Genomic DNA, 22,016 nt, shown 5'->3' on the forward strand with positions numbered 1-22,016 from the left:
AATACTAATTATGTCTATAATCGGATGTTTAGATTTTTGGTATTTATAGCTCTGATTATTGAAAGTAAAATTTATCTTGTCATATATGTTTCATAGTAACTATAGGAAATAAAAAGTCAATTGAGTGAAAAACAATTTGTTACTATCGCATTAGTAACAAACAATCTAAAATATATTAGAGGAAGTGGACATCAAAATCAAATAAGTAATAAGCCGTTTATAGAACAAATTTATCCATTTGGATATTTAACATACTAACAGCTTTTACTTATATTTTTAAATAAAATTTATTGAGAACAGAAATCCGCTGTTCCAGATTATGAGGAGAAAATGGAATTAAAAGAAGTAATAAAATATATTTTAAATGGAGAGGCTGTTTTGTTTGTTGGAGCAGGATTTTCAAGAAATGCTACTAATTTAGAGAATGAGCAAATGAAAGATGCTACTAATTTAAGTTAAGAATTGTGTTTAGAGATGGGAATAGATAAAAATAATGATTTGGGAATAGTATCAGATCATTATTTAGGGGATAAAAAAGATTTCCAATATATAATGAGAGCTCAAAATTTAATTACAAAGTTACAAAATAAATTTACATGTAATGAAGTAAAGAAAGAACAGAAGATAATCGCCTTAAATGATTGGATTAGAATTTACACTACAAACTATGATAATGTAATTGAATTTGCAGGAAAAGACACAGATAAATATAATCGTACTCCAGTAACTTTGCGTGATAGCACAGAGCTATAAGAAATTTGAATTCAGTAGTTCATTTAAATGGATATATACGAAATCTTGATGCAGATAAATTAGATAAAGAATTTAAATTGATAACAAGAAGTTATTTGATTGAAGATTTTACAAAAAGTGATATATGTGGACTTTTTAATAGAGATTTAAAAGAAGCAAGAGTTATTATTTTTATTGGAACATCTTTAAAATATGATCTTGATATACAGAGGATAATATATGCAATTGATGAAAATCATGAGAAAATAGTTTCTATCGATAAAACAGATTCTAGTAGTAAAATTGATGTTTTTGAGGATAGAAGAAAAAATATTTTAGGAAAAGTATTTTATATTGGAGTAGAAGGGCTTGCTAATGAGATAGAAGAAGCTAAAAGAACGTATGTACCCAAATAAGAAAGTTTTGTTTTTAGAAGTTTTCAAAAAATAGAACAAAAGATGTATACATATAATGGTGGAAATAGAAGTGATATTTGGAATTTGTTTTCTAATGGCAGTATTGAAAGGGAAATGGTTTATACACATACTAATGATGATGAATATATCGTTAGAAGAAGTGTTATTAGTGACATTGAATATAACATTAAATCAGATAATATGACAGTTAATATAATTCACTCAAATTTAGGAAATGGTAAAACATGTTTATTGGAATTTCTTATGTGTCATTTGTCTGAAATGAGTTATGTATATAAATTCAATGAATGCTATAGTGATATTGAACATGAATTAAGAGAAATTTCAAAAATTGATGGTAGAAAAGTGATTTTTATAGAAAACTATAATTTATATATAGATATTATTAAAAAATTTCGTTATTATTACGATAAATCATGGAATATAATACTAAGTTGTAGGACATTCATAAATAATAATTCAATTTATAAGTTAAGTCATGCATTAGATAAAAAAGTGGAAGAATTTTATGAATTTGATATAAATAAATTTACTGATCAGGAGAAACCTAAAATTATATGCTCTTTAAGAAATATAAATCAAGCTGAATTTAAGGATTTGGATGAGCATAGGGCTCTAAATTTATTGAAAAAGAGTGGACAAGACTGTTGGTCAAATACTGTTATGTATTTATTTAAATCTGAGATTGTTAGGAAAAGAATAGAAAAAGTATTTGATAATATTTTAAGTAACTCCAATAACACAGAAGTGGTAATTGCAGCAATAATTAATAATATTGTAGGTATGAATCTCTCTTACAGTCAATTGCTATGTGTTATAAAGATTTCACAGTTAAATGTTTCATGTTTTCGAGATGACAATATTGCAGAGATTTTGACATTGGGAGATGGTAAAATTGAAATTAAATCATCTTTATTGTCATTGTATATAATAAGGAGTAGAATGTTACATTCTCAAGTAATAGGCGTGATGAAAAAAATGGTACTTAATGCGGATTTATTAATGGATAATAATGCAGAGATGGTAAAAAGACTTTTAATATCAACTTCAAATATAAGTGAATTATTTTATAAAAAAATTCCCTATTTTGCTTTTGAAAATACTGAAAATGAGTTACAAAAAGAAATTTTAGATTATTATGATAGTGTTTGTAAAGTTGAATATTACTCAAAAAATGAATTCTTTTGGCTTCAATATGCTATGGCAGCCATGGATTTGGAAAACTACTCATTAGCCGAAAATAATTTCAAGTTAGCGCATCTTTATGAAAGCAAAAAGAATCATGATTTTTATCAAATAAAAGTTCAATATGGAAGATTTCTTTTAGAAAAAGCTATATTGGAAGAAGACGAGACAGCACCAATACAAATATTAAAAAGAGTAAATCAGGAATGGAAAGATGTATTATTAAATAATGAAGCACAGCAGTATTATGTTTATAAGCAAATCGAAAAATATAAAAAATTTGTTTGTAAGTATTCGAAATGTTTTTCTAATGCTGATTTTAATAAAGCAATAAAATTAATTGAGAATCTAATTAGTACAATTTCAAAATGCAACAAAAATGGGCGTAATAAAAATATAGGCGATATGGCCATAAACATATTAACAGAGACAAAAGATGAACTTGTGGCAAATATGCTAAAGTATAGTCTTACAGTAGGAAGCTTAAGGGCCTAAGTTAAACAAATTTCTCAACATGATTATACCCATTAGGCTAATAATATGAATCTGAGATTGTGAACTGTAAATAAAACTTGTTTTGAGAATTGCGCAGTATGGTATTTAGAAAATATGTCGTAAGGACTAATTGAAATATAACTTATAATTTGTAGAGGAGATATTATGGGTGAAATGCTACTATCATATGCTATTTTGTTATATGTGGGATTGATGTCGGATACAGAATACAAAGAAAATCTTGGTTTATATTTCTTAAAACATCCTGATAATGCTTTACTATTGGAATTGGAGTGGAGTACTTTAGCAATTTCAGCCCTTCGGACTTCAGAAGCACCTCCAGGGGTATTTGTGAGGGAAGAATGACTGAACTTGTTAAAGAAAATAGAAATGAGGATATTTCCATTATTAGATTGCAGTTGTTTTAGTTACTTTGCAGGAGACTAAAATAACTGCAATTTTTGTTTTATTACAATTTAGTCACTTAAAAATCGTATAGGCTGTTATAATAATGTTAAATCTATAAGAGAGGTGATATAACTTGAAGATTTTACTAGTTGAAGACGATAAAACTATTGCATCTGGACTAGAATATTCCTTGAAGCAGGAGGGATTTGATACAATGGTTTGTTATGATATTTCCTCAGCTAAGGGTGTTATAAAAGATAATAAATTTAATCTATGCTTATTTGACTTATCGCTGCCTGATGGAAGTGGATATGAACTATGTAAGATAGTTAGAGAAAAAGATGATACACCTGTCATATTTCTAACTGCTTGCGATGATGAAGTTAATGTAGTGATGGGACTTGATATGGGTGCAGATGATTATATAACAAAGCCTTTTCGTATCAGAGAACTTATTTCTCGCATAAGGTCTGTAATACGCAGATATGGTAAGGACAGCAGTTCAAAAGCAATATTAGAATTAAACAATATTCGTATTAATACTCTTGATGCAAAGGTATATAAAAATGATGAAGAAATTACTTTAACAGCGCTTGAATATCGTCTATTGCTAATCTTTGTAAATAATCCAGGGCAGGTTTTATCAAGGAATCAACTCTTAGAGGGAATATGGGATGTAGCAGGAGATTTCGTAAATGATAATACGCTAACAGTTTACATAAAAAGGATAAGAGAAAAGCTGGAAGATGATCCACAAAAGCCTGCAATTATAAAGACGGTCAGGGGTATGGGATATAAGGTTGGTGATTAAAATGATAAGAAATAGAGAGGTTAGAGTGTACTTTATTATTGCTTTTATAGTATCTACGATAGCAGCAGCCTGTATTTTTTTCTTGAATGCTCTAGCAGGAATAATTTCTTTTATAGCCTTTGTTATCTTGTTTGTTAGTAGTTTTTGGTTTATTAAAAGAGAATATGGAGAGCTTGAGAAACTCTCTGGTTATTTGAGGCGTATTTGCAATGGAGAGTATTCACTGGATATTAGAGATAATGAAGAGGGAGAACTAAGCATTCTTAAAAATGAGATTTATAAGGTAACTCTTATGCTTTCAAAGCAAGGGGAACTTCTTAAAAAAGAGAAAATGCAGATTGCTGATGCCATATCGGATATATCCCATCAGCTGAAGACACCGCTTACATCTATGAGAGTTATGTCAGACTTATTAAGCAATAATGACCTAGAGGCGCAAAAAAGAATTGAATTTACTAATAATATTGAAATGCAGCTTGATCGTATGCAGTGGCTTTTAACTTCTTTACTAAAGCTATCTAAAATAGATGCTGGAACGGTGAGCTTTAAAAAGGATAGAGTAGCTGCATCAGAACTAATTAGAAAATCAACTGAGCCTCTTCTGATTCCTATAGAAATTAAGAATCAAACACTAGTGATAGAAGGCGGTAGTAATGTAAGCTTTATTGGAGACTTATACTGGACTACAGAGGCTTTAATCAACATAATAAAAAATTGCATAGAGCATACTGGAGAAGATGGAAGAATATCTATCTTCTTTGATGAAAATCCTTTGTTTACACAAATAAAGATCTCAGATAACGGAAGTGGAATAGAAAAAGAAGATTTACCATATATTTTCAAGCGATTTTACAAGGGCAAAAATGCAGGTGAAGATAGCGTAGGAATAGGTCTTGCTATGGCTAAAAGTATTGTTACAAGTCAAAATGGAGATATAAATGTAAGCAGCAGGAAAAATGAGGGGACATGTTTTATTATAAAATTTTATAAGGTAACGGTATAAAGGATAGATATTTATATCAAACAAAATTTAAAGCTTAAAAATTCATAAGTGACTAAATTGTAATAATAAAGTCACTGTAAAGTCATCTGAACTATATATACTAAAACCATGATAAAAAACTTGGAGGTTTTAAGATGGAAATACTAAGAATAGAACACTTATCTAAGGTATATGGCATTGGGGATACTGCGGTAAAGGCACTTAATGATGTATCCTTTTCGGTAGAAAAAGGAGAATTTGTCGCAATTATTGGACCATCAGGTTCAGGAAAATCAACTTTGCTTCATATGCTTGGAGGGGTAGATAGACCAACTAGTGGTAAGGTTTTAGTAGATAATACTAATATTTATAATTTAGATGAAACACAGCTGGCTATCTTTAGGCGCAGACAAATCGGACTTATATATCAATTTTATAATCTTATTCCAGTACTTAATGTAGAAGAAAATATTACTCTTCCACTACTGCTTGATGGACACAAAGTAGATAAGAAGCAGTTTGATGAGATAATAAAAATACTTAACTTAGAGAAAAGGCTCAATCATTTGCCTAACCAACTTTCTGGTGGACAACAACAAAGAGTGTCTATAGGAAGAGCTCTTATAAGTAATCCAGCTATAATGCTTGCTGATGAGCCAACTGGAAATCTAGATAGTAAGAATAGTAGTGAAATAGTTGATTTATTAAAAATGTTTAATAAAACTTTTAACCAAACCCTTATAATAATTACTCATGATGAGCGTATTGCATTACAAGCTGACAGAATCATAGCAATAGAAGATGGTGAAATTAAAAAGGATGAGGTGATTCGCTCATGAATATAATAAATAAATTGACTTTAAGGCATTTAAAATTAAATAAAAAGAGAACAATTGTAACTATAATAGGTGTAATTATCTCAGCGGCAATGGTAACTGGTGTGGCTACTCTCGTAGTTTCTTTTATGGATGTAATGCAAAGACAAAGTATAGCCAATGAAGGGGAGTGGCATGTTGTCTATAAAGATATTGATAACGTTCAGCTCCAATCAATAAAAAGTGATAAAAATACGAAGAATGTTATTTTGAGTAGGGATTTAGGATATGCAGTGTTAAATGGAAGTAAAAATGTTAGTAAACCTTACTTATTTATACAGGAGTACAACAAAGAAGGTTTTAGGAAGTTTCCAGTTGAATTAAGTAAGGGAAGGTTCCCAGAAGCTGCAAATGAAGTTGTAATTTCAGAGGACATTATAAACAATGCTAAAGTTAACTACAAAATAGGAGATACTCTAACTGCTGATATTGGAAAGAGATATTCCGACAATAGAGTTTTGACACAGAACGATTATTTTCAAAAGAATAAAGACACTCTTGGAGAAACTTTAACAAAGGAAAATACAAAAACTTATAAAATTGTAGGTATAATAAAGCGTCCTAAGTTTGAGCCCACATGGGCTCCAGGTTTTACAGTACTTGGTTATGTAGATGAAAATAATGTTACTTCGAAGGAAAAAGAAAATGCGTTTGTAATATTAAAAAGTATTAACAGAGGACTATTTGATCATGCAAAAGATATAGCATTACAAAATAAAATAAAAACAGTAGAGTTTAATAATAGCTTACTTAGATATCATGGAGTTGTTAAAGATGATTCAATGCACAATATGATTCTTGGTCTATCAGCTATAATGATTATAATAATAATGGTTGGATCTATTTCGCTCATATATAATGCTTTTGCTATTTCTGTATCAGAACGTTCAAGGTATTTAGGAATGCTATCAAGTGTAGGAGCTACTAAAAGACAAAAGAGAGATTCAGTGTTTTTTGAAGGAGCAGTTATAGGTGTAATAGGTATTCCAATTGGAATTATTTGCGGATTTTTAGGTATGAGCCTTACGTTCCTATGTGTAAACTCTATGATTAAGGGGGGTGTTTTGGGAGTTACTGAAAACTTTAGGGTAGTAGTATCCCCATTAATTGTTATTGCTGCCATTGTAGTTTCTGCTCTTACTATACTAATATCAACATATATTCCTGCAAAAAGAGCTTCAAGTATATCTGCTATCGATGCTATTCGTCAAACCTCGGATATAAAATTAACAGGTAAAGAGATAAAAACTTCAAGGTTTACAGAAAAAGTGTTTGGTATTGAGGGAAATATAGGACTTAAGAATTTAAAAAGAAATAAAGGTAGATATAAGGCAACAGTATTTTCTTTGACTATCAGTATGATATTGTTTTTAAGTGTAAACTCTTTTGCTTCGGATTTAAAGAAATCTGTTATTTTAAGTCAAGATGGAATAAACTTTGATATAAATGTATTGATAACAGGTAAAAATGCAGAAGAAAAAAACAATACAGTTAAAAAAATAAGCGCTCTTGATACCATAAAAGAGCTCAGCCAAGTAAATACTTTCGATGCAAAGGTATGGATTAATGAAAACTCCATGGCAGACTACTTGAAAGGTGACGACAAAAGTATAATGAAAAATGGAGCATATCCTTATAGTGTTAATGTAAACGCATTAGATAATGAAGATCTTAAAATATATGCAAAAGAAGTTGGAGTAGATTTTAACTTATTAAAAGATACAAATAAGATTTCTGCAATAGTTATTGATACAGTTAAATATAAAGATATGCAGACTAAAAAATATATTCAAACAAAGGCCGTAAAAGTAAATAAGGGAGAAAAGCTAGATTTACTTTATCATAACTTTGAAACAGAAAAAGATGAGTCGCTAACATCAGTAGAAATAGCAGCTGCTACAGATAAATTACCTACAGGAGTTTTTTCTCAAGAGGCAAATCCGGGATTTAACATTATAGTATCTAGAGAAGTATTTGATAAAATAATAGGTGTTCGTGAGAATATAGTTGAAAGCATAGATACAAACTTATTTATAAAGAGTAATGATCCTGTAACGCTTCAGACAGATATTGAAACTATTATAAATGCTGGAGGGGACAATAGAATGTCTATTCAAAATGTATTTATGAATAGACAAAGAGAAAATCAGATCATTGTACTTATGTCAGTTTTTGGATATGGATTTGTTGCACTAATTATAGCTATCTGCGTTGCAAATATACTTAACACAATATCCACTAGTGTTGCTCTTAGGAAGAGAGAGTTTGCCATGTTGAAATCTGTTGGAATGACACCAAAAAGCTTCAATAAAATGATAAACTATGAAAGTATATTCTATGGCATTAAATCACTTGCATATGGACTTCCAGTAAGCATTGGAATAATGTATTTAATTCATAGAATAATCATGGGAAAATTTAATTTTAATTTTATTCTTCCATGGGTAAGCATTTTATCGGCTGTAGTTTCTGTATTTATAATTGTGGGGGTAGCAATGCTTTATTCTAGCTCAAGAGTAAAAAAGGAGAATATTATAGATGCACTCAAGAGTGAGTAGTATCAATAGAATTATTTAATATTTATGATAAAAAGTTAGTTAGCTATAAAATAAGAAAAAGCTTTGGAGAATATCCTTAGCTTTTTTTATTTTATTAAAAGTTAGTATAGAGCTTTATTTCGTGCTAACTTTTATGTTTTAATATCAATATTTATACCTGATATTAAGATAAAAAAATATGTTACTAAATATTAAAATTAAACGATTTAGAAAGTTATAATGAATATTATCCATATATATATTGCAAAAATAATTCTTCATTATGATTCTAAAACTATTGCAAGAATTTTAGCCGTAATTGTGAATTGTGAAATGTGCATTGTGAATTGCAACATATATACATTAATAAATAATGAGGCGGATTTCATAAGTAAGGTTATTAGTATGTAATATATTTTGGATTAAAATAAGATAAGATTTTTTTGTGGATTTCAAAGGTCACCCCTCGCCTCAACCATGAAACCCACCACACGTGGGTCTATTATTTTTTATAAAACATTGGAGGTGGTATTTTTTGTTAGCTGTTTATTTTAATATTTGTGAAATGTTTTAAATTTATTCATATGATGGAATTGATCAGGAAAATTGAATACTTTTAATTATTTTAGAGCTAGGTGTTGGCTTCTATATCACTGTTATTATCCGCTGCCCATTCAAAGAAATAGAAGAAAAGCATCATAATGTTTTACTACGTCGCATGAATTTGGATCATCCTGAATTGCCGGAAAAATGTTAGAAAAAAGTTTATCTTTCGATAATGACATATGCAAGGTTATAGCGGATTTAAAAACAAAAAATATAGTATGATTTCCTGACAAGGTATCTATTGATATGTTAAATTATGTAACATTTCAATAAAATTAATCATATATTGAACTATACCAAAGATTCAGGAGGCGTAGTTTGATGCACGATTTAAAAGAAAAAATAAAAACGGTGGAAATAAATCTACCCAAAGGGAAAGTAGTGATTGTTCTACCGGAAGATGTACCTGTAGATTATACAGAGATTAAAAAGATTGAGGAGCAACAAAGAGAAGCTGATCTTGGAAACTCTAACGGAGTTCCTGCAACAATTTCATTAGCTTCTGTAAGTGGAGATTTACTTCAAACTTATAGAACAACTGATGAATTCTTTCTATATTTTAATTATATATCAAGAACTGTAGTCCTAAAGTCAGAACATTTACTTGCAAGGACCTATGATATGAATTTAAATCCAATAGATACTAAAATAGTATCAAAAGTAGTAATGTCATTAAAGGACTTTATTGCTGCTAGATTTAATTTCTTATCCTTACCGTCTCAAAACCCACAAAATGCACCAATGCATGTAAATGAAATATGGGTTGCTAACAATGCTATTGTTTATAATACAAGAAATGTGGACGATATCATGTTTTTAGGGCATAAGGGAATTGGTCTTGTTACTACAGAGGAAACTGCGCTCTTTACAGTTTTGTATCAAAATGGCAAGGTTACTGCGGAGAATGTTTCTACTTTCATGATTGTTTCAACAAAGCGTTTAACCGCTTATTTATATAACGCAATAGATACTAATTTATCATAATTTAAAAGGGGCTATTTCAACAGCCCCGTTATGAAAATATTAGTTATAAAAGCCTTATGCATTACGGAAATCAAGTTCTGCCAATTGTTGAGGAATTTATTTATTATGATAAGTATAGTGATTAAAATTATTTTAAACAAGGAAAGGACTCCATATTTTTTACCATATAGCCTAATGTTATTATAGATTACAGTGTAGGAAGAATATTAGGTAGCTTAATTACAATTGCAGTCATGGTAATAATGGCATGGTACTTATGGAACACTTCTTTAAAACTTTTTTAGAAATGTAGTGGATTTCAAAGGTCACACTTCGCTTCCACCATACATATCCACTACCGCCTGTAGGTGGCTTAAATAGCTACTTACAAGCGGTTGTGTTTTTTGAACGGTAAGGGTAGGGAATATTACATTGTTAATGGAGATATTTTTCCTTTAAGATTATCTGTATAGGCTAGTTTTCCATCCACAGTTATTACAACAGCCCCCATACCCTTAATTCTATTAACTCTATGAATAATTGAAGCAGCATCTAATCCAAACAATTTTGTAGTATATATATCGCAGTCCACGGATTTATCAGCAATAATAGTTAAAGAAGCTATATTACTTTTTATTGGGTAGCCTGTTTTGCTGTCAAATATATGGTGGTATTTACGTCCATCCTTTTCAAACATTCTCTCATATATTCCTGAGGTTACAACGGATTGATCTTTTATTTTGACAAGTGCCACTGCATTTCCTCTTGGTAGAAATGGATTTTGTATTCCTACCTTCCAGTCAACGCTGTTTGATGGTGAGTCTCCAAAAACGAGAACATTACCTCCCATATCTACCATAGCTGAAACAGCGCCATTTTCCTTAAAGAATTCCATAACTTTATCAGCAAAATAGCCCTTAGCTATGGCTCCAAGGTCTATTTCAATGCCTTTTTTTAAGAAATACACGGTCTTTTTTTCATCATCTAGTTGTATATTTTCAGGCTTTAAAAGTTCAAGTACCTTTGCTATAGCTTCTTTCTCTGGTACATGTGCCTCCTTAAAACCTATTCTCCATAATTTTATTAATGGCCCTATTGCAATATTTAAATATGTATTCTCACATAGACTATGTTTTTTTCCTATTTTTATCAGCTCATATAGCTCATCATCCACTTCTTGTGGAGCTAGTGGAGCTGTTCTTTTAAGCATCGCAAGCTGTGATTTATCACTGTTAGCACTAAAGACTTCTTCATAATTAATAAGCATGCTGCAAGCCTTTTCTGCAAGCTTTTCAGCATCATCTCCCTTTACATATAGAGAGATTTTCGTTCCCATAAGATATATTATCTTCGTATACTCATTCATTTTGCCCTCCTATATTTGCGGCACTATAAAATTAATAACAAGTCCTCTTGCCATTATATCTTGGACTTGTTATTTATTGTCATTTTCCTGAATTATTTTGCCCATGAATTAGAAATGCATCTATAAGGTCTTTATCAATATCAGTTAGTTTTTTTTCGCTGTGATAAGCCATAAAATAATCTAAATTCAGTTCATCAATTGGAATTTGATATATGTTGTATTCAGATGGACACTCCTTTACATAGATGCTTTCTGGTATAAAGGTCAGTCCCAAATTACTCGTTGCAAGATTACGTACAGTGTTGATTTCGGTGCTTTCCATTATGATTTTTGGTTCCACCTTATAAATGCTTAATAATTGATCTATCTGCTTTCTTATAGCAGAACCCTTGGAAGTCAGTATCAGCTTTTGAGACAATATCTTGGTTATGTCGATAGTTCCTTCTGGAATAATGGCGACATCTTTCTGATATAGATCACAGCAGCGAGGAATAATAGCACGGTATCCGTGTCTGCCCCAAGTAATCGAGTTTAAGTTCGGAGAAATATTTCTTGAATTTTGTCCAAGCCAAAAATCCAATTCACCATTCAGAATGAGTTTCTCATTTTTTTCTGGTAAAACCTCTGAAAGCTCTATTCTACAGTTTGGATGTATATCCAAAAACTTTGGTAAAAAAAGAGGTAAAAGGTAGGTTCCAAGGCTAGGAAGCACTCCTATCTTTATAACCTTGCTATCTATATCTGACATAGCTGATATTTCCCTAATGAGCCTCGCATAATTATTTTCTATTGAAGTTAAATACTGATAATATATCTTCCCCTGCTCGGTTAATCGATATGGCAGCTTGTTACGACTTATAAGCTCACAGTTTAACTGACTTTCTATCCTTTTAATACTCTGTGTCAAGTGAGGTTGGGAAATATAAAGTGATTTGGCAGCCTTGCCATAATTACTGTACTTTAAAATGGCATCAATATAATACAGAATATCCTGAGAATAGTATTTTGACATTTAATTCACCCTTTTGCGAAATAATTAGGCACATGAAAATAAATAACGAGTCCAAAATAGCATTGCAAATGGACTTGTTATTTATGTAATAGTGCCTTAACTCATTGATTCTGTGTTCGATTATAACAAATATGTTATCAAACTTCAATAAATAACTATTAGATATAATATACTTAACATGTTAAAATTATATCAAACAATCATTAAAATTATGAAGTTATGAAATTTTGAAATACAGGAAGGGGATTACTATGAAGTATTTAGCAATTGTAGGCACTAACTCAGACGTGTCAACTAATCGTATGCTGCTTCAATTTATGCAAAAGCATTTTTCGAGTGAGGCAGAGATAGAACTATATGAAATTAAGGATTTACCTGCCTTTAATGAACCAGAGGATTCTGATATTCCTCAAAAGGTAGCAGAATTATCTGATAAAATTTTAAAAGCAGATGGAGTAATAATAGCAACTCCAGAGTATGATCATGCCATACCTGCAGTTTTAAAGAGTGCTCTTGAATGGATTAGTTACACTAGTCAGGCACTTACTGACAAACCTGTTTTAATAGTGGGGGCTTCTCTTGGTACACTTGGTTCTTCTCGTGCACAGGCGCATCTTAGACAAATACTTGATTCACCTGAGCTTGCTGCAAGAATCATGCCAAGTAGTGAATTCCTTTTAGGAAAATCACAGGGGGCATTTGATAGCGCAGGAAATCTTATCTATTCAGATAAGTTATCAGAGCTTGATGAAATTTTCAGAGAGTTTCTTTTATTTACAGATATTACATCAAAACTTTTAGCAGAAAAAGTTTTACATAAAAAAGTTAAAAAATTCACTTGGGAAGAGTAGGGGGATTAATAACAATGAAATTTATAGCAATTGTTGGAACTAGTGCAAAAAGATCATATAATCGTAAACTCCTTCAGTTTATGAAAAAATATTTTGAGTCAAAGGCAGAAATAGAAATACTTGAGATTACTGATGTTCCTATGTTTAATCAATCTGATAATCAGTCCTCAAGTGAAGTTATACAGATGTTTAATAATAAGATTACAGCAAGTGATGGTGTTATTATAGCTACTCCTGAGTATAATCACTCAATTCCATCTAGCCTTAAAAGTTTAATTGAATGGCTAAGCTTTGATCTTCATCCACTTGCTGGTAAACCAGTAATGATCCTTGGCGCATCTCTTGATGTTCAAGGTTCTTCACGTGCGCAATTGCATCTTCGTCAAATTCTAGATGCACCAGGTGTTGATGCAAATGTAATGCCAGGATATGAGTTTTTACTTGGAAGCGCACACAAAGCATTTGATGAAGAAGGTAATCTAAACAATGAAAGAACTATAGACTTCCTAGAGATATGCTTCTTACGTTTTATGCGTTTTGCAAAGATTTCAAATCAGCTTAATGAAGAAGAAGAGTTTACATTTAACCCAGGAGTATATGAGGTAGATGCAATAGGTCATAGTGGAAGTCTTCCAATGAAAGTATCCTTTAGTGAGAAAAGAATAGAAAGTATAGATATAAATACAGAGGGTGAGACAGAAGGACTTGCAGATGTAGTTTTTGTAAGAATACCAGATAAAATAATTGAAGGACAGACATTAAATGTTGATGCTCTTTCTGGTGCTTCAGAAACTAGTAATGCTGTATTAGACGGTGTAGCCAAAGCAGTTAAGCTTGCAGGAGTTAACCCTGACATACTTAAGAGACGTCCAAAGCCTGCTAGCAGTCTTATAAAAGAAGATGAAGAATATACTTGTGATGTAGTAGTTGTAGGCGGAGGCGGCGCTGGATTAAGTGCAGCTGCAACAGCACTTCAAAATGGTAAAAGTGCTATTGTCCTTGAGAAATATCCAGCAGTAGGTGGAAATACAATACGTTCAGGTGGTCCTATCAATGCTGCAGATCCAGAGTGGCAGATGCAGTTTGAAGAAAATAAAGGAGAAAGACATACAATTGAAGAGCTCTTAGATACAGATGAGAGCTTAATTCATCCAGAATACATAGATGATTTCCGTGCACTTAGAGAAGAGTTTTCTGCTTATAAGGAAAAGTTTGGCACACAAAAGGGACATCTATTTGATTCGCCATTACTTCACAGAATGCAAACATATTTTGGTGGTAAAAGAACTGACCTTAATGGCAACACAATATACGGCCAATATGATCTAGTAAAGATACTTACAGAGAGAGCTTTGGAAAGTGTTAAATGGCTAGAAGATATAGGGGTTGAGTATGATAAGAGCATAGTATTTGCTCCAGTTGGTGCACTTTGGCGTCGTGGTCATAAACCTACAAAAAGCCATGGTTCATCATTTATACTTGCACTAACAAAATATGTGCAAGATAACTCAGGAAAAATCATTACTGATAGCCCTGTAAAAGAATTCATCATAGAAGATGGTGAAATAAAAGGAGTTATAGCAACTGGTGTCAATGGCCAAAAGATAACTGTTCATGCAAAAGCAGTAGTCCTTGCAAGTGGTGGTTTTGGTGCGAACACAAAGATGCTAAAAGAATACAACACTTACTGGAGTGAAATAGCTGATGATGTAAAAACTACTAATTCATATGCTATGACTGGTGATGGAATATTACTTGGTAAAACTGTAGGCGCAGCACTTACAGGAATGGGCTTTACTCAAATGATGCCTGTAGCTGATCCTGAAACTGGTGAATTATTCAGTGGAGTTCAAGTACCTCCTGAAAACTTTGTAATGGTAAATAAAGAAGGAAAAAGATTTATTAATGAATTCTCTGGAAGAGATGTTTTAACAAAAGCTGCAATTGAACAGGGTGGTTTATTCTACCTTATAGCTGATGATGAAATAAAGAAAACTGCAGCTAATACAAGTCAAGAAAAGTTAGACCGTCAGGTAGAAGCTGGTACTTTATTTAGAGCAGATACCCTAGAAGAGTTAGCAGTAAAAGTTGGAATGGATCCTGCAGTTCTTGTAGACACAATTAATAAATATAATTCATATGTGGATGCTGGTTTTGATCCTGAATTCCATAAGGATACATTTAGCTTAAAAGTAGAGAAAGCACCGTTTTATGCTACTCCTAGAAAGCCAGCAGTTCATCATACAATGGGTGGGCTTAAGATAGACACTAAAGCTCATGTATTAGATGAAAATGATAAACCAATTAAAAATCTTTATGCTGCTGGAGAAGTTGCTGGAGGTATCCATGCAGGTAACCGTCTTGGCGGTAATGCATTAACTGATATATTTACCTTCGGAAGAATTGCTGGTAAAACTGCAATTGATGAAATGAAATAGTTAATAATGAAGTTGAATTAGTTTTTAGAAGTTTTGAGCTTGATTTAGCAGCTAAAAAGAAATTTGATGGAAGTATTCATGAAATAATAGCAAAAAAGTATGGCATATCAGTAGAGCAAGCTAAAGCATCAAATAATCAAATTGTTGAACAAGCTAAGGCTATTGGTCTTGAATATGATTTCGATAATTTAATTCCAACTAATACTTTTGATGCACATAGGATAACACACTATGCAAAAACAGAAGGAAAGATGAATGAATTAGCAGAAAGAATTTTAAAAGCATACTTTATAGATTCACTAAATATATCTGATTATAAAGTATTGGCTGGCCTAGCTGGTGAAGTTGGTCTTAATATTGATAAAGCTTTACAAGTATTGGAATCAGATAAGTATGGAGCTGAAGTGAGAAATGACGAAGAAAGCGCCTCAAAGCTTAAAATAAGCGGTGTTCCTTACTTTGTATTTAATAATAAATATGCAATATCTGGTGCGCAACAACCTGAGTTGTTTTTAGAGATGTTGGAGAAAGTAAGAAAAGAAGAACTCTCATTACCAATAGAGAAATTTACAGTGGAAGAACAAAGTCAAGATGATAGTAGTCTAGGAATTTGTTCAGATGGCAAGTGTAAAATTTGAGACTGTATTGGAATGATTAATTTTTTGAAAAATTAATAAAGAACTAAGATTTGGCTATTTCAAAATAGGAATTTAATTTCAATTTTGAAATAGCCTTTGGTATTTTATCAGATATAATAGAAAGTATTAGTGAGTTATTGACTTAAATTTAATTTATATATAAAATCAAATTTGTACTTAAGGAGTAGATTGATTTTATATACAGAGGAGATAGAATTGTTTGAAGAAAAAGAATGATTATAATAAACAAATAAAAAATGGAGAAGAAAATACAGGGAAATGCATTGAGATGAAAAAGTGCAATGAAGAGGAAAAAGAAAATAATAAATGCAAAAACTGTGGAGAACCAGCAAGTTATTTTAGTGATGAAAATAATGGTTGGCTATGTGAGGATTGCAGGAGCATAGAAGATAGATTAGATAAACTTGCTAATAAAATAGAGAAAAAGCTAAGTAAAAGAGTTTATTCTTTTGATTTAAATGAATTAATAAATTGTTTGTCTAAAGATGAAATATATAATATAGCAAGAAATCTTGGAGTAAATAAGATATCAGGTTTAAATAAAGAAAAATTAATTGAAACATTACTTAAAGAATATAAGAATTTGGTTGAAAAAAGAGCTTTATTCTTTGACGAGGAAAGATATAGGATTTTAAAAAGTTATGTGGATAGCAAAGGTGTAAAACTTTTTGATGATATTGATGAAGAGGAAGCAGATAAGAGTGTATATTTTATACAGCAAGGAATGCTCTTTCCAACTGTAAAAGATGGTGTATCAATATTTTTAATGCCTGAAATAGTACAAGCATTAATAAAAGAAAGAAATAGTATTGAATATAGACGTGTAATAAAATTTAATAGTGAAATTGTAAATATCTTTAGGGCAATGAATAAAGTATATGGTATTTTAAAACTAACAGATGCTAAAGAGATAATAGAAAGATATTTGAATATAGAAAATTGTGAATTAGAAGAGTTAATTAGAGAGGCAACATATTACTACAATGAATATAGAGAAGAAGGAATGTTTATTGTTAATAATGAAATAGATAATTTTGATGAACTATTAAAGGATATAGATACAGAAAAAGATTTGAGTTATGCCATGATTTCGAAAGAAGAATTATTAAATATGTTAGAAGAAAATTGGGTTTATAATAGTAAAGCAGGAAAAACTTTTTATAAAGAGTTTACTAATATGTTTAGAGTAGATAGAGACATGTTAATAGCTATGATGGAAGACTTGATTTTTGATGTTCAAGAAAATGAACCTAAAGATGCAGTAGATAAAATGATAGAATTAATTAATATTGAAAATGAAGAAGCCAGATATGTTGCATCGAGTATGATGAATAAATTTGTTAAGAAAATTAGGTTATGGAGATATAAGGGTTCAACTACTAATGATATTAAATCAAATGTAGTTAGCTTAAAGGCAAATAAGGATATAAAAAGAAATGATCCTTGTCCATGTGGTAGTGAAAAAAAATATAAAAAGTGTTGCGGTAAAGATGAGAAGGTTATTAATTTATTTGAATAATTATTAGATAACTTTAATTAAGGAACCAGAAATAAAATAACAAATTAAGTATGCAAAATATACAAGTATAATTATTAGTTATTTTTTTGACGGTTACTTGTTAATTTTCAAAATATTATTCATTATAATTGCTCCTTTTATTTTATTGTGATAAAATTATCGCGTACCTTGATAATAATTTAATACAAATATTTTTACGAGTACAATTATTTTAATACATAGTATCTTAAAAGATACCAAGGAGTGTAAGCATGCAAGAAGACTTAAGCTTAGAAAATTTAAATGCAGAAGAAATATGGGAAAAGTTATATAACAAAGAATTAAATTGCAAGAAGAACATTTTAGAATATATTGATATTGCAAAGATACTAAAAAAGGGTGAAGCTGACCCAGAAAAGATTCAAGATACTTATAATTTTATCTATGATAATATTGAGAAGATGTCAGATAAAGTTAAACCGAATACTATTATGTATCTTCAAAATGAATTAAAAAATCAGTTTGGTAAATATGTAGTTGAAAAGGAGCCTAAAGAAGAAGATGCCTTTATAAAATTCTTTAAGGAAGCATACCCTGTAAAAGATAGAAGAAAAGACTTTACTTGGGTTATGATGAATATTAATAACATAGTAGAAGAACAAATTTGGACTACATTAATTCACATTAACAGAGAATATATATGTCAAAGAGTTAAATTAGAAGCTGAAGAAAAAGAAGCTATAATTAAAATGATAGAAAAGGTAATTAAAAAAGGTAATATAAAATATATTAATCAAATAAAAAGTTTAGATAAAGTATTAAATAATTTAAATATTAAAATAGTAAATGACAAGGATAAATTCAAGGTTAAAAAATTATAATTATGTAAAAAGAATTTTAGTAATGCGCAAGAGCATTGTTAAAATTCTTTTTTATTGATAAAGATTTTTAAAGCTGTAGTGATATTTTTTATATGACAGCTCACTTTTTATAGACAAGGTATAAGATTAGTGAAAATGGGCTATTGTTGAGCCTATTTTTTGGGGTTGTTCTTTTACTGGATCTACATGAATTACCATGCAGATATTCAAATCACTGGAAATTTCATTTTCAGCTGCATAAATTGTTTCCTTCGTTATGGCCATTGACCTCTATATTAGAATTATTCCATGTTTTATAGATTACTGGAGGATTTAGGCATTATTATGATAATAAAATAAGCATTTGTATTTTTAAATGTAAATAATATTGACAAAATTCTGTGAGGATAATATACTATGAAATAAGAACGACGACGTTCGACAAACATACTTTTAAAAGTATATTTTTCGAATGCCGTTTTTTTATACAAAAAAATAGGACATTATAATTAGTTGAGAAAAAGAATTCAAAAATTAATTTTTAGGTAATGCACAGTTATTTTTAAGCTAAGTTACATTCAAAAATTAAAAAAACTTATACATAAATAGCTGAAATTTTGTTTTGAGATTTGAGGCATATTCAAAAAAATAACCAGTCCATCTGCTAGCCTATTTTCCATCATCCTGTGTCGGCAGATTGCACTAATAGGGTTGCTATGAGCACAATCCACCTCCTTGCCTGATGAAAAATATACATGGCATTTTGGACTCGTTATTTTCTTTCATATGCCTAACATACTAAGGAGGATTTTATATGGAAATTAATTTAGGCGATTGCAGTTTTATATTGATCTGTTCAGCACTTGTACTTTTAATGACACCAGGACTTGCATTTTTTTATGGTGGAATGGTTCGTAGGAAAAATGTTTTAAATACATTGATGTCTTCATTCTTTGTTTGTGGATTAGCATCAATAATGTGGGTTTTAGTAGGTTATTCATTGTCTTTTGGTAATGATTTTCATGGGATAATAGGTGGACTTAATTTCTTAGGTTTTAATGGGGTAGGAGCAGAGCCTTCAGCATATGCACCCACAATACCTCAAGAGCTTTTTGCTGCATTTCAAATGATGTTTGCAATAATTACTCCAGCGCTTATAACTGGAGCTTTAGTAGAAAGAATGAAGTTTTCAGCATTGTTCATATTTGTAGCTATATGGTCACTTTTAGTATATTATCCAATGGCACATATGGTATGGGGAGCTGGTGGATTAATAAGTTCTTTAGGTGCCGTTGATTTTGCAGGAGGAAATGTAGTTCATATAAGCTCAGGTATTTCGGGCCTTGTAGCTTGTATTATGTTAGGTAAGAGACGTGGACATGGAATTATGGCATATAGACCACATAATATTCCATTTGTAGTTCTTGGAGTAGCATTACTTTGGTTTGGATGGTTTGGATTTAATGCAGGTAGTGCGCTCGGAGCTGGTCCACTTGCTGTACATGCATTCATGACAACAAATACTGCAGCAGCTGCAGCTATGCTTTCATGGATGTTAATTGAAAAAGTAAAACATGGTAAGCCAACATTACTTGGAGCAGCAACAGGAGCAGTATTAGGGTTAGTTGCAATTACACCAGGAGCAGGGTTTGTTCCACTTTGGTCATCAATTATAATTGGTATAGCAGTATCTCCAATTTGCTTCTTCTTTGTGGAAAAAGTAAAAGCTAAGTTTGGATATGATGATGCACTTGATGCTTTTGGATGTCATGGAATCGGTGGAATTTGGGGTGGTATTGCAACTGGAATTTTTGGACAAACTGCAATTAATCCTGTAGCACAATGGAATGGTCTTTTCTATGGAGATGTTAAACTTTTCATTGCACAAATAATGAGTATTGTAATAACAATAATATTTGCAGGTGGGATGACTTTCTTAATTATAAAAGTTATGAAAATGTTTATGGATATTAGAGTTGATAGCTCAGAAGAAGCTGATGGACTTGATGTAGCTGAACATGGGGAATCTGCTTATCCATCATTTAATGGATTAGACTAGGAATATAATGCATGAATGCATAAAATGGAGAAAGTATAATATTAAAAAATAGAATTAAAAAAATTCTATGGTGGATTTCAAAGGTTGTGCTTCGCCGCTACCATGAAACCCACGACAATACATTAAGAGGATAACCGCTGCATGGCGGCAATTCACAAAGGGGCTGTCGCACTAAATATGTTAGTTTTGCAACAGCCCCTTTGTTTTGCTTTGAAACATATCCACTGGTGAAAATTTAAACATTCGAGATATTTAGATTAATAGTGCAAGAATAGCGTAGCTTAAGCATGTTAAAGTTCCCTCATATCATAGCCATTTGCTAATGAAGTTCCATGGTCGAAGAGTTATCAAAGAAGAAGTTAGTCTTTTTTTTCCATGAAAGTTAAGTTAAATAATCTTTAGAAAATCCTTAGAAATATAGCAAGGTATTCTTTAAAAATTATTCTTATTATTAGAATATAGCAGGTAAAGGTAAGATCTTTAGAAGGAAAGATGGCATAGTATTTATATGATCGTAGAATATCTATGATTTATTAAGAAACTAATATATATATATTGCAAAAATAATTCTTCATCGTAATTCTAAAAACATTACAAGAATTTTAGCTGTAATTGTGAATTGTGAAATGTGCATTGTGAATTGCAACATATATACATAATTCTTTAAAACTGATTATATTTTTATCACAATATTTTAATAAAGGAGGATATCATGAAATTAAACTCTTATCAAAAATCTTTTGTATGTATTATACTTTTTGGATTAATTGCATTATTATCATGTTACACAGTTATAAAAGAAAATAATAAAACAAAATCAATAACTAGGAGTATGAGTACAAATGGAGAATGGACAGATTCTTCAAAAATTCCTTATACAATTACTTTTAATCAAGGGGATAATATACGATTTAATTATAAATCAACTATTAAAGATGGAAAATTATTGCTAAGATTTGTTGATTCACAAGGAAACTTAATATATGAGTTTGATACAGGGAAAAAGGGAGAAAAGGATATAAAAATAGAGAAAACCGACATATATGAGCTTTTTATAGAAGGAAATAAATTTAAAGGAAATTACGAGATAATATGTGAAAAATCTTGAATAATAAAGTAGCAACTTAGTATGCTACGTTCTACCTTCGAGCACTGGGGCTTATAAATTTTCTTTTCTCTTTTCATGAGTATGTACCTCCAGTCTTAGAGTTTAAGAAAGCGGCCCAGATTGGGTCGCTTATA

The 22,016-nt window shown here is 30.7% G+C and carries 20 protein-coding genes; 18 read left to right on the plus strand and 2 right to left on the minus strand.

Annotated features, from left to right (window positions below; genetic code table 11):
* Positions 1–120: 120 nt before the first annotated feature.
* From F3K33_RS26335 to F3K33_RS10200, 11 genes are all read left to right on the plus strand, one after another.
* Complete coding sequence (locus tag F3K33_RS26335) at positions 121–258, plus strand: hypothetical protein (RefSeq protein WP_167514411.1); 138 nt, start codon at positions 121–123, stop codon at positions 256–258.
* Between the two features lie 72 nt (positions 259–330).
* The gene (locus tag F3K33_RS26950) at positions 331–459 is read left to right on the plus strand and encodes a hypothetical protein (protein ID WP_274596497.1); all 129 of its coding nucleotides are present in this window, start codon (positions 331–333) and stop codon (positions 457–459) included.
* A 15-nt stretch (positions 460–474) separates the two neighbouring features.
* Entirely contained in the window at positions 475–753 is a 279-nt protein-coding gene (locus F3K33_RS10160; protein ID WP_039772524.1) for a hypothetical protein, read from the plus strand.
* Between the two features lie 5 nt (positions 754–758).
* Positions 759–1,148 (plus strand): hypothetical protein, encoded by a 390-nt coding sequence (locus F3K33_RS10165; protein WP_039772522.1) that lies wholly within the window; start codon positions 759–761, stop codon positions 1,146–1,148.
* 42 nt (positions 1,149–1,190) lie between these two features.
* Complete coding sequence (locus tag F3K33_RS10170) at positions 1,191–2,849, plus strand: hypothetical protein (RefSeq protein WP_039772520.1); 1,659 nt, start codon at positions 1,191–1,193, stop codon at positions 2,847–2,849.
* A 165-nt stretch (positions 2,850–3,014) separates the two neighbouring features.
* Entirely contained in the window at positions 3,015–3,215 is a 201-nt protein-coding gene (locus F3K33_RS10175; RefSeq protein ID WP_039772518.1) for a hypothetical protein, read from the plus strand.
* 175 nt (positions 3,216–3,390) lie between these two features.
* On the plus strand, positions 3,391–4,068 hold the full coding sequence (locus F3K33_RS10180; RefSeq protein WP_039772517.1) for a response regulator transcription factor: 678 nt from the start codon (positions 3,391–3,393) through the stop codon (positions 4,066–4,068).
* A gap of 1 nt (position 4,069) precedes the next feature.
* The gene (locus tag F3K33_RS10185; protein ID WP_039772516.1) at positions 4,070–5,071 is read left to right on the plus strand and encodes a sensor histidine kinase; all 1,002 of its coding nucleotides are present in this window, start codon (positions 4,070–4,072) and stop codon (positions 5,069–5,071) included.
* 134 nt (positions 5,072–5,205) lie between these two features.
* Positions 5,206–5,889, plus strand: coding sequence for an ABC transporter ATP-binding protein (locus tag F3K33_RS10190; protein WP_039772515.1), 684 nt, complete (start codon positions 5,206–5,208; stop codon positions 5,887–5,889).
* The gene (locus tag F3K33_RS10195) at positions 5,886–8,483 is read left to right on the plus strand and encodes an ABC transporter permease (protein WP_039772514.1); all 2,598 of its coding nucleotides are present in this window, start codon (positions 5,886–5,888) and stop codon (positions 8,481–8,483) included. Before F3K33_RS10190 ends, F3K33_RS10195 begins: the two co-directional genes overlap by 4 nt.
* Before the next feature lie 906 nt (positions 8,484–9,389).
* Positions 9,390–10,052 (plus strand): hypothetical protein, encoded by a 663-nt coding sequence (locus F3K33_RS10200; protein ID WP_039772512.1) that lies wholly within the window; start codon positions 9,390–9,392, stop codon positions 10,050–10,052.
* A gap of 406 nt (positions 10,053–10,458) precedes the next feature.
* Here F3K33_RS10200 and F3K33_RS10205 read toward each other — a convergent pair whose 3' ends face one another.
* Together F3K33_RS10205 and F3K33_RS10210 are read right to left on the minus strand one after the other, a co-directional pair.
* Positions 10,459–11,397 carry an FAD:protein FMN transferase gene (locus tag F3K33_RS10205; RefSeq protein ID WP_039772505.1) on the minus strand — a complete coding sequence of 313 codons (939 nt, stop codon included), beginning with the start codon at positions 11,395–11,397 and terminating at the stop codon, positions 10,459–10,461.
* Between the two features lie 79 nt (positions 11,398–11,476).
* Complete coding sequence (locus tag F3K33_RS10210; protein ID WP_039772503.1) at positions 11,477–12,409, minus strand: LysR substrate-binding domain-containing protein; 933 nt, start codon at positions 12,407–12,409, stop codon at positions 11,477–11,479.
* Positions 12,410–12,660: 251 nt separating this feature from the next.
* On the opposite strand from F3K33_RS10210, the gene F3K33_RS10215 reads away from it, so the two are divergent.
* From F3K33_RS10215 to F3K33_RS10245, 7 genes are all read left to right on the plus strand, one after another.
* Complete coding sequence (locus F3K33_RS10215) at positions 12,661–13,260, plus strand: NADH:(hydroxy)cinnamate reductase subunit CrdA (RefSeq protein ID WP_039772501.1); 600 nt, start codon at positions 12,661–12,663, stop codon at positions 13,258–13,260.
* A 14-nt stretch (positions 13,261–13,274) separates the two neighbouring features.
* A complete protein-coding gene (locus tag F3K33_RS10220; RefSeq protein ID WP_039772499.1) occupies positions 13,275–15,698 on the plus strand; it encodes an NADH:(hydroxy)cinnamate reductase subunit CrdB in 2,424 nt (807 codons plus the stop codon).
* Positions 15,695–16,336: a DsbA family oxidoreductase gene (locus F3K33_RS10225; RefSeq protein WP_243141348.1), complete on the plus strand. Its 642-nt coding sequence runs from the start codon at positions 15,695–15,697 to the stop codon at positions 16,334–16,336. The genes F3K33_RS10220 and F3K33_RS10225 overlap by 4 nt, the downstream gene beginning before the upstream one ends.
* Positions 16,337–16,556: 220 nt before the next feature.
* A complete protein-coding gene (locus F3K33_RS10230; protein ID WP_084670560.1) occupies positions 16,557–17,876 on the plus strand; it encodes an SEC-C metal-binding domain-containing protein in 1,320 nt (439 codons plus the stop codon).
* Between the two features lie 251 nt (positions 17,877–18,127).
* Positions 18,128–18,736 carry a hypothetical protein gene (locus tag F3K33_RS10235; protein ID WP_039772497.1) on the plus strand — a complete coding sequence of 203 codons (609 nt, stop codon included), beginning with the start codon at positions 18,128–18,130 and terminating at the stop codon, positions 18,734–18,736.
* A gap of 793 nt (positions 18,737–19,529) precedes the next feature.
* Positions 19,530–20,774, plus strand: coding sequence for an ammonium transporter (locus tag F3K33_RS10240; protein ID WP_017212791.1), 1,245 nt, complete (start codon positions 19,530–19,532; stop codon positions 20,772–20,774).
* A 712-nt stretch (positions 20,775–21,486) separates the two neighbouring features.
* A complete protein-coding gene (locus F3K33_RS10245; protein WP_039772495.1) occupies positions 21,487–21,882 on the plus strand; it encodes a hypothetical protein in 396 nt (131 codons plus the stop codon).
* The last annotated feature ends 134 nt before the right edge of the window (positions 21,883–22,016 follow it).

It is taken from the genome of Clostridium beijerinckii (assembly GCF_008705175.1).
In the GTDB taxonomy this organism is placed as follows: domain Bacteria; phylum Bacillota; class Clostridia; order Clostridiales; family Clostridiaceae; genus Clostridium; species Clostridium beijerinckii.

What these genes read in the sequence shown, in the direction of transcription:
- F3K33_RS26950 (WP_274596497.1), top strand. Translation starts at nt 331, where the DNA reads ATGGAATTAAAAGAAGTAATAAAATATATTTTAAATGGAGAGGCTGTT.
- F3K33_RS10160 (WP_039772524.1), top strand. Translation starts at nt 475, where the DNA reads ATGGGAATAGATAAAAATAATGATTTGGGAATAGTATCAGATCATTAT.
- F3K33_RS10170 (WP_039772520.1), top strand. Translation starts at nt 1,191, where the DNA reads ATGTATACATATAATGGTGGAAATAGAAGTGATATTTGGAATTTGTTT.
- F3K33_RS10175 (WP_039772518.1), top strand. Translation starts at nt 3,015, where the DNA reads ATGGGTGAAATGCTACTATCATATGCTATTTTGTTATATGTGGGATTG.
- F3K33_RS10185 (WP_039772516.1), top strand. Translation starts at nt 4,070, where the DNA reads ATGATAAGAAATAGAGAGGTTAGAGTGTACTTTATTATTGCTTTTATA.
- F3K33_RS10190 (WP_039772515.1), top strand. Translation starts at nt 5,206, where the DNA reads ATGGAAATACTAAGAATAGAACACTTATCTAAGGTATATGGCATTGGG.
- F3K33_RS10195 (WP_039772514.1), top strand. Translation starts at nt 5,886, where the DNA reads ATGAATATAATAAATAAATTGACTTTAAGGCATTTAAAATTAAATAAA.
- F3K33_RS10200 (WP_039772512.1), top strand. Translation starts at nt 9,390, where the DNA reads ATGCACGATTTAAAAGAAAAAATAAAAACGGTGGAAATAAATCTACCC.
- F3K33_RS10205 (WP_039772505.1), bottom strand. Translation starts at nt 11,397, where the DNA reads ATGAATGAGTATACGAAGATAATATATCTTATGGGAACGAAAATCTCT.
- F3K33_RS10210 (WP_039772503.1), bottom strand. Translation starts at nt 12,409, where the DNA reads ATGTCAAAATACTATTCTCAGGATATTCTGTATTATATTGATGCCATT.
- F3K33_RS10215 (WP_039772501.1), top strand. Translation starts at nt 12,661, where the DNA reads ATGAAGTATTTAGCAATTGTAGGCACTAACTCAGACGTGTCAACTAAT.
- F3K33_RS10220 (WP_039772499.1), top strand. Translation starts at nt 13,275, where the DNA reads ATGAAATTTATAGCAATTGTTGGAACTAGTGCAAAAAGATCATATAAT.
- F3K33_RS10235 (WP_039772497.1), top strand. Translation starts at nt 18,128, where the DNA reads ATGCAAGAAGACTTAAGCTTAGAAAATTTAAATGCAGAAGAAATATGG.
- F3K33_RS10240 (WP_017212791.1), top strand. Translation starts at nt 19,530, where the DNA reads ATGGAAATTAATTTAGGCGATTGCAGTTTTATATTGATCTGTTCAGCA.
- F3K33_RS10245 (WP_039772495.1), top strand. Translation starts at nt 21,487, where the DNA reads ATGAAATTAAACTCTTATCAAAAATCTTTTGTATGTATTATACTTTTT.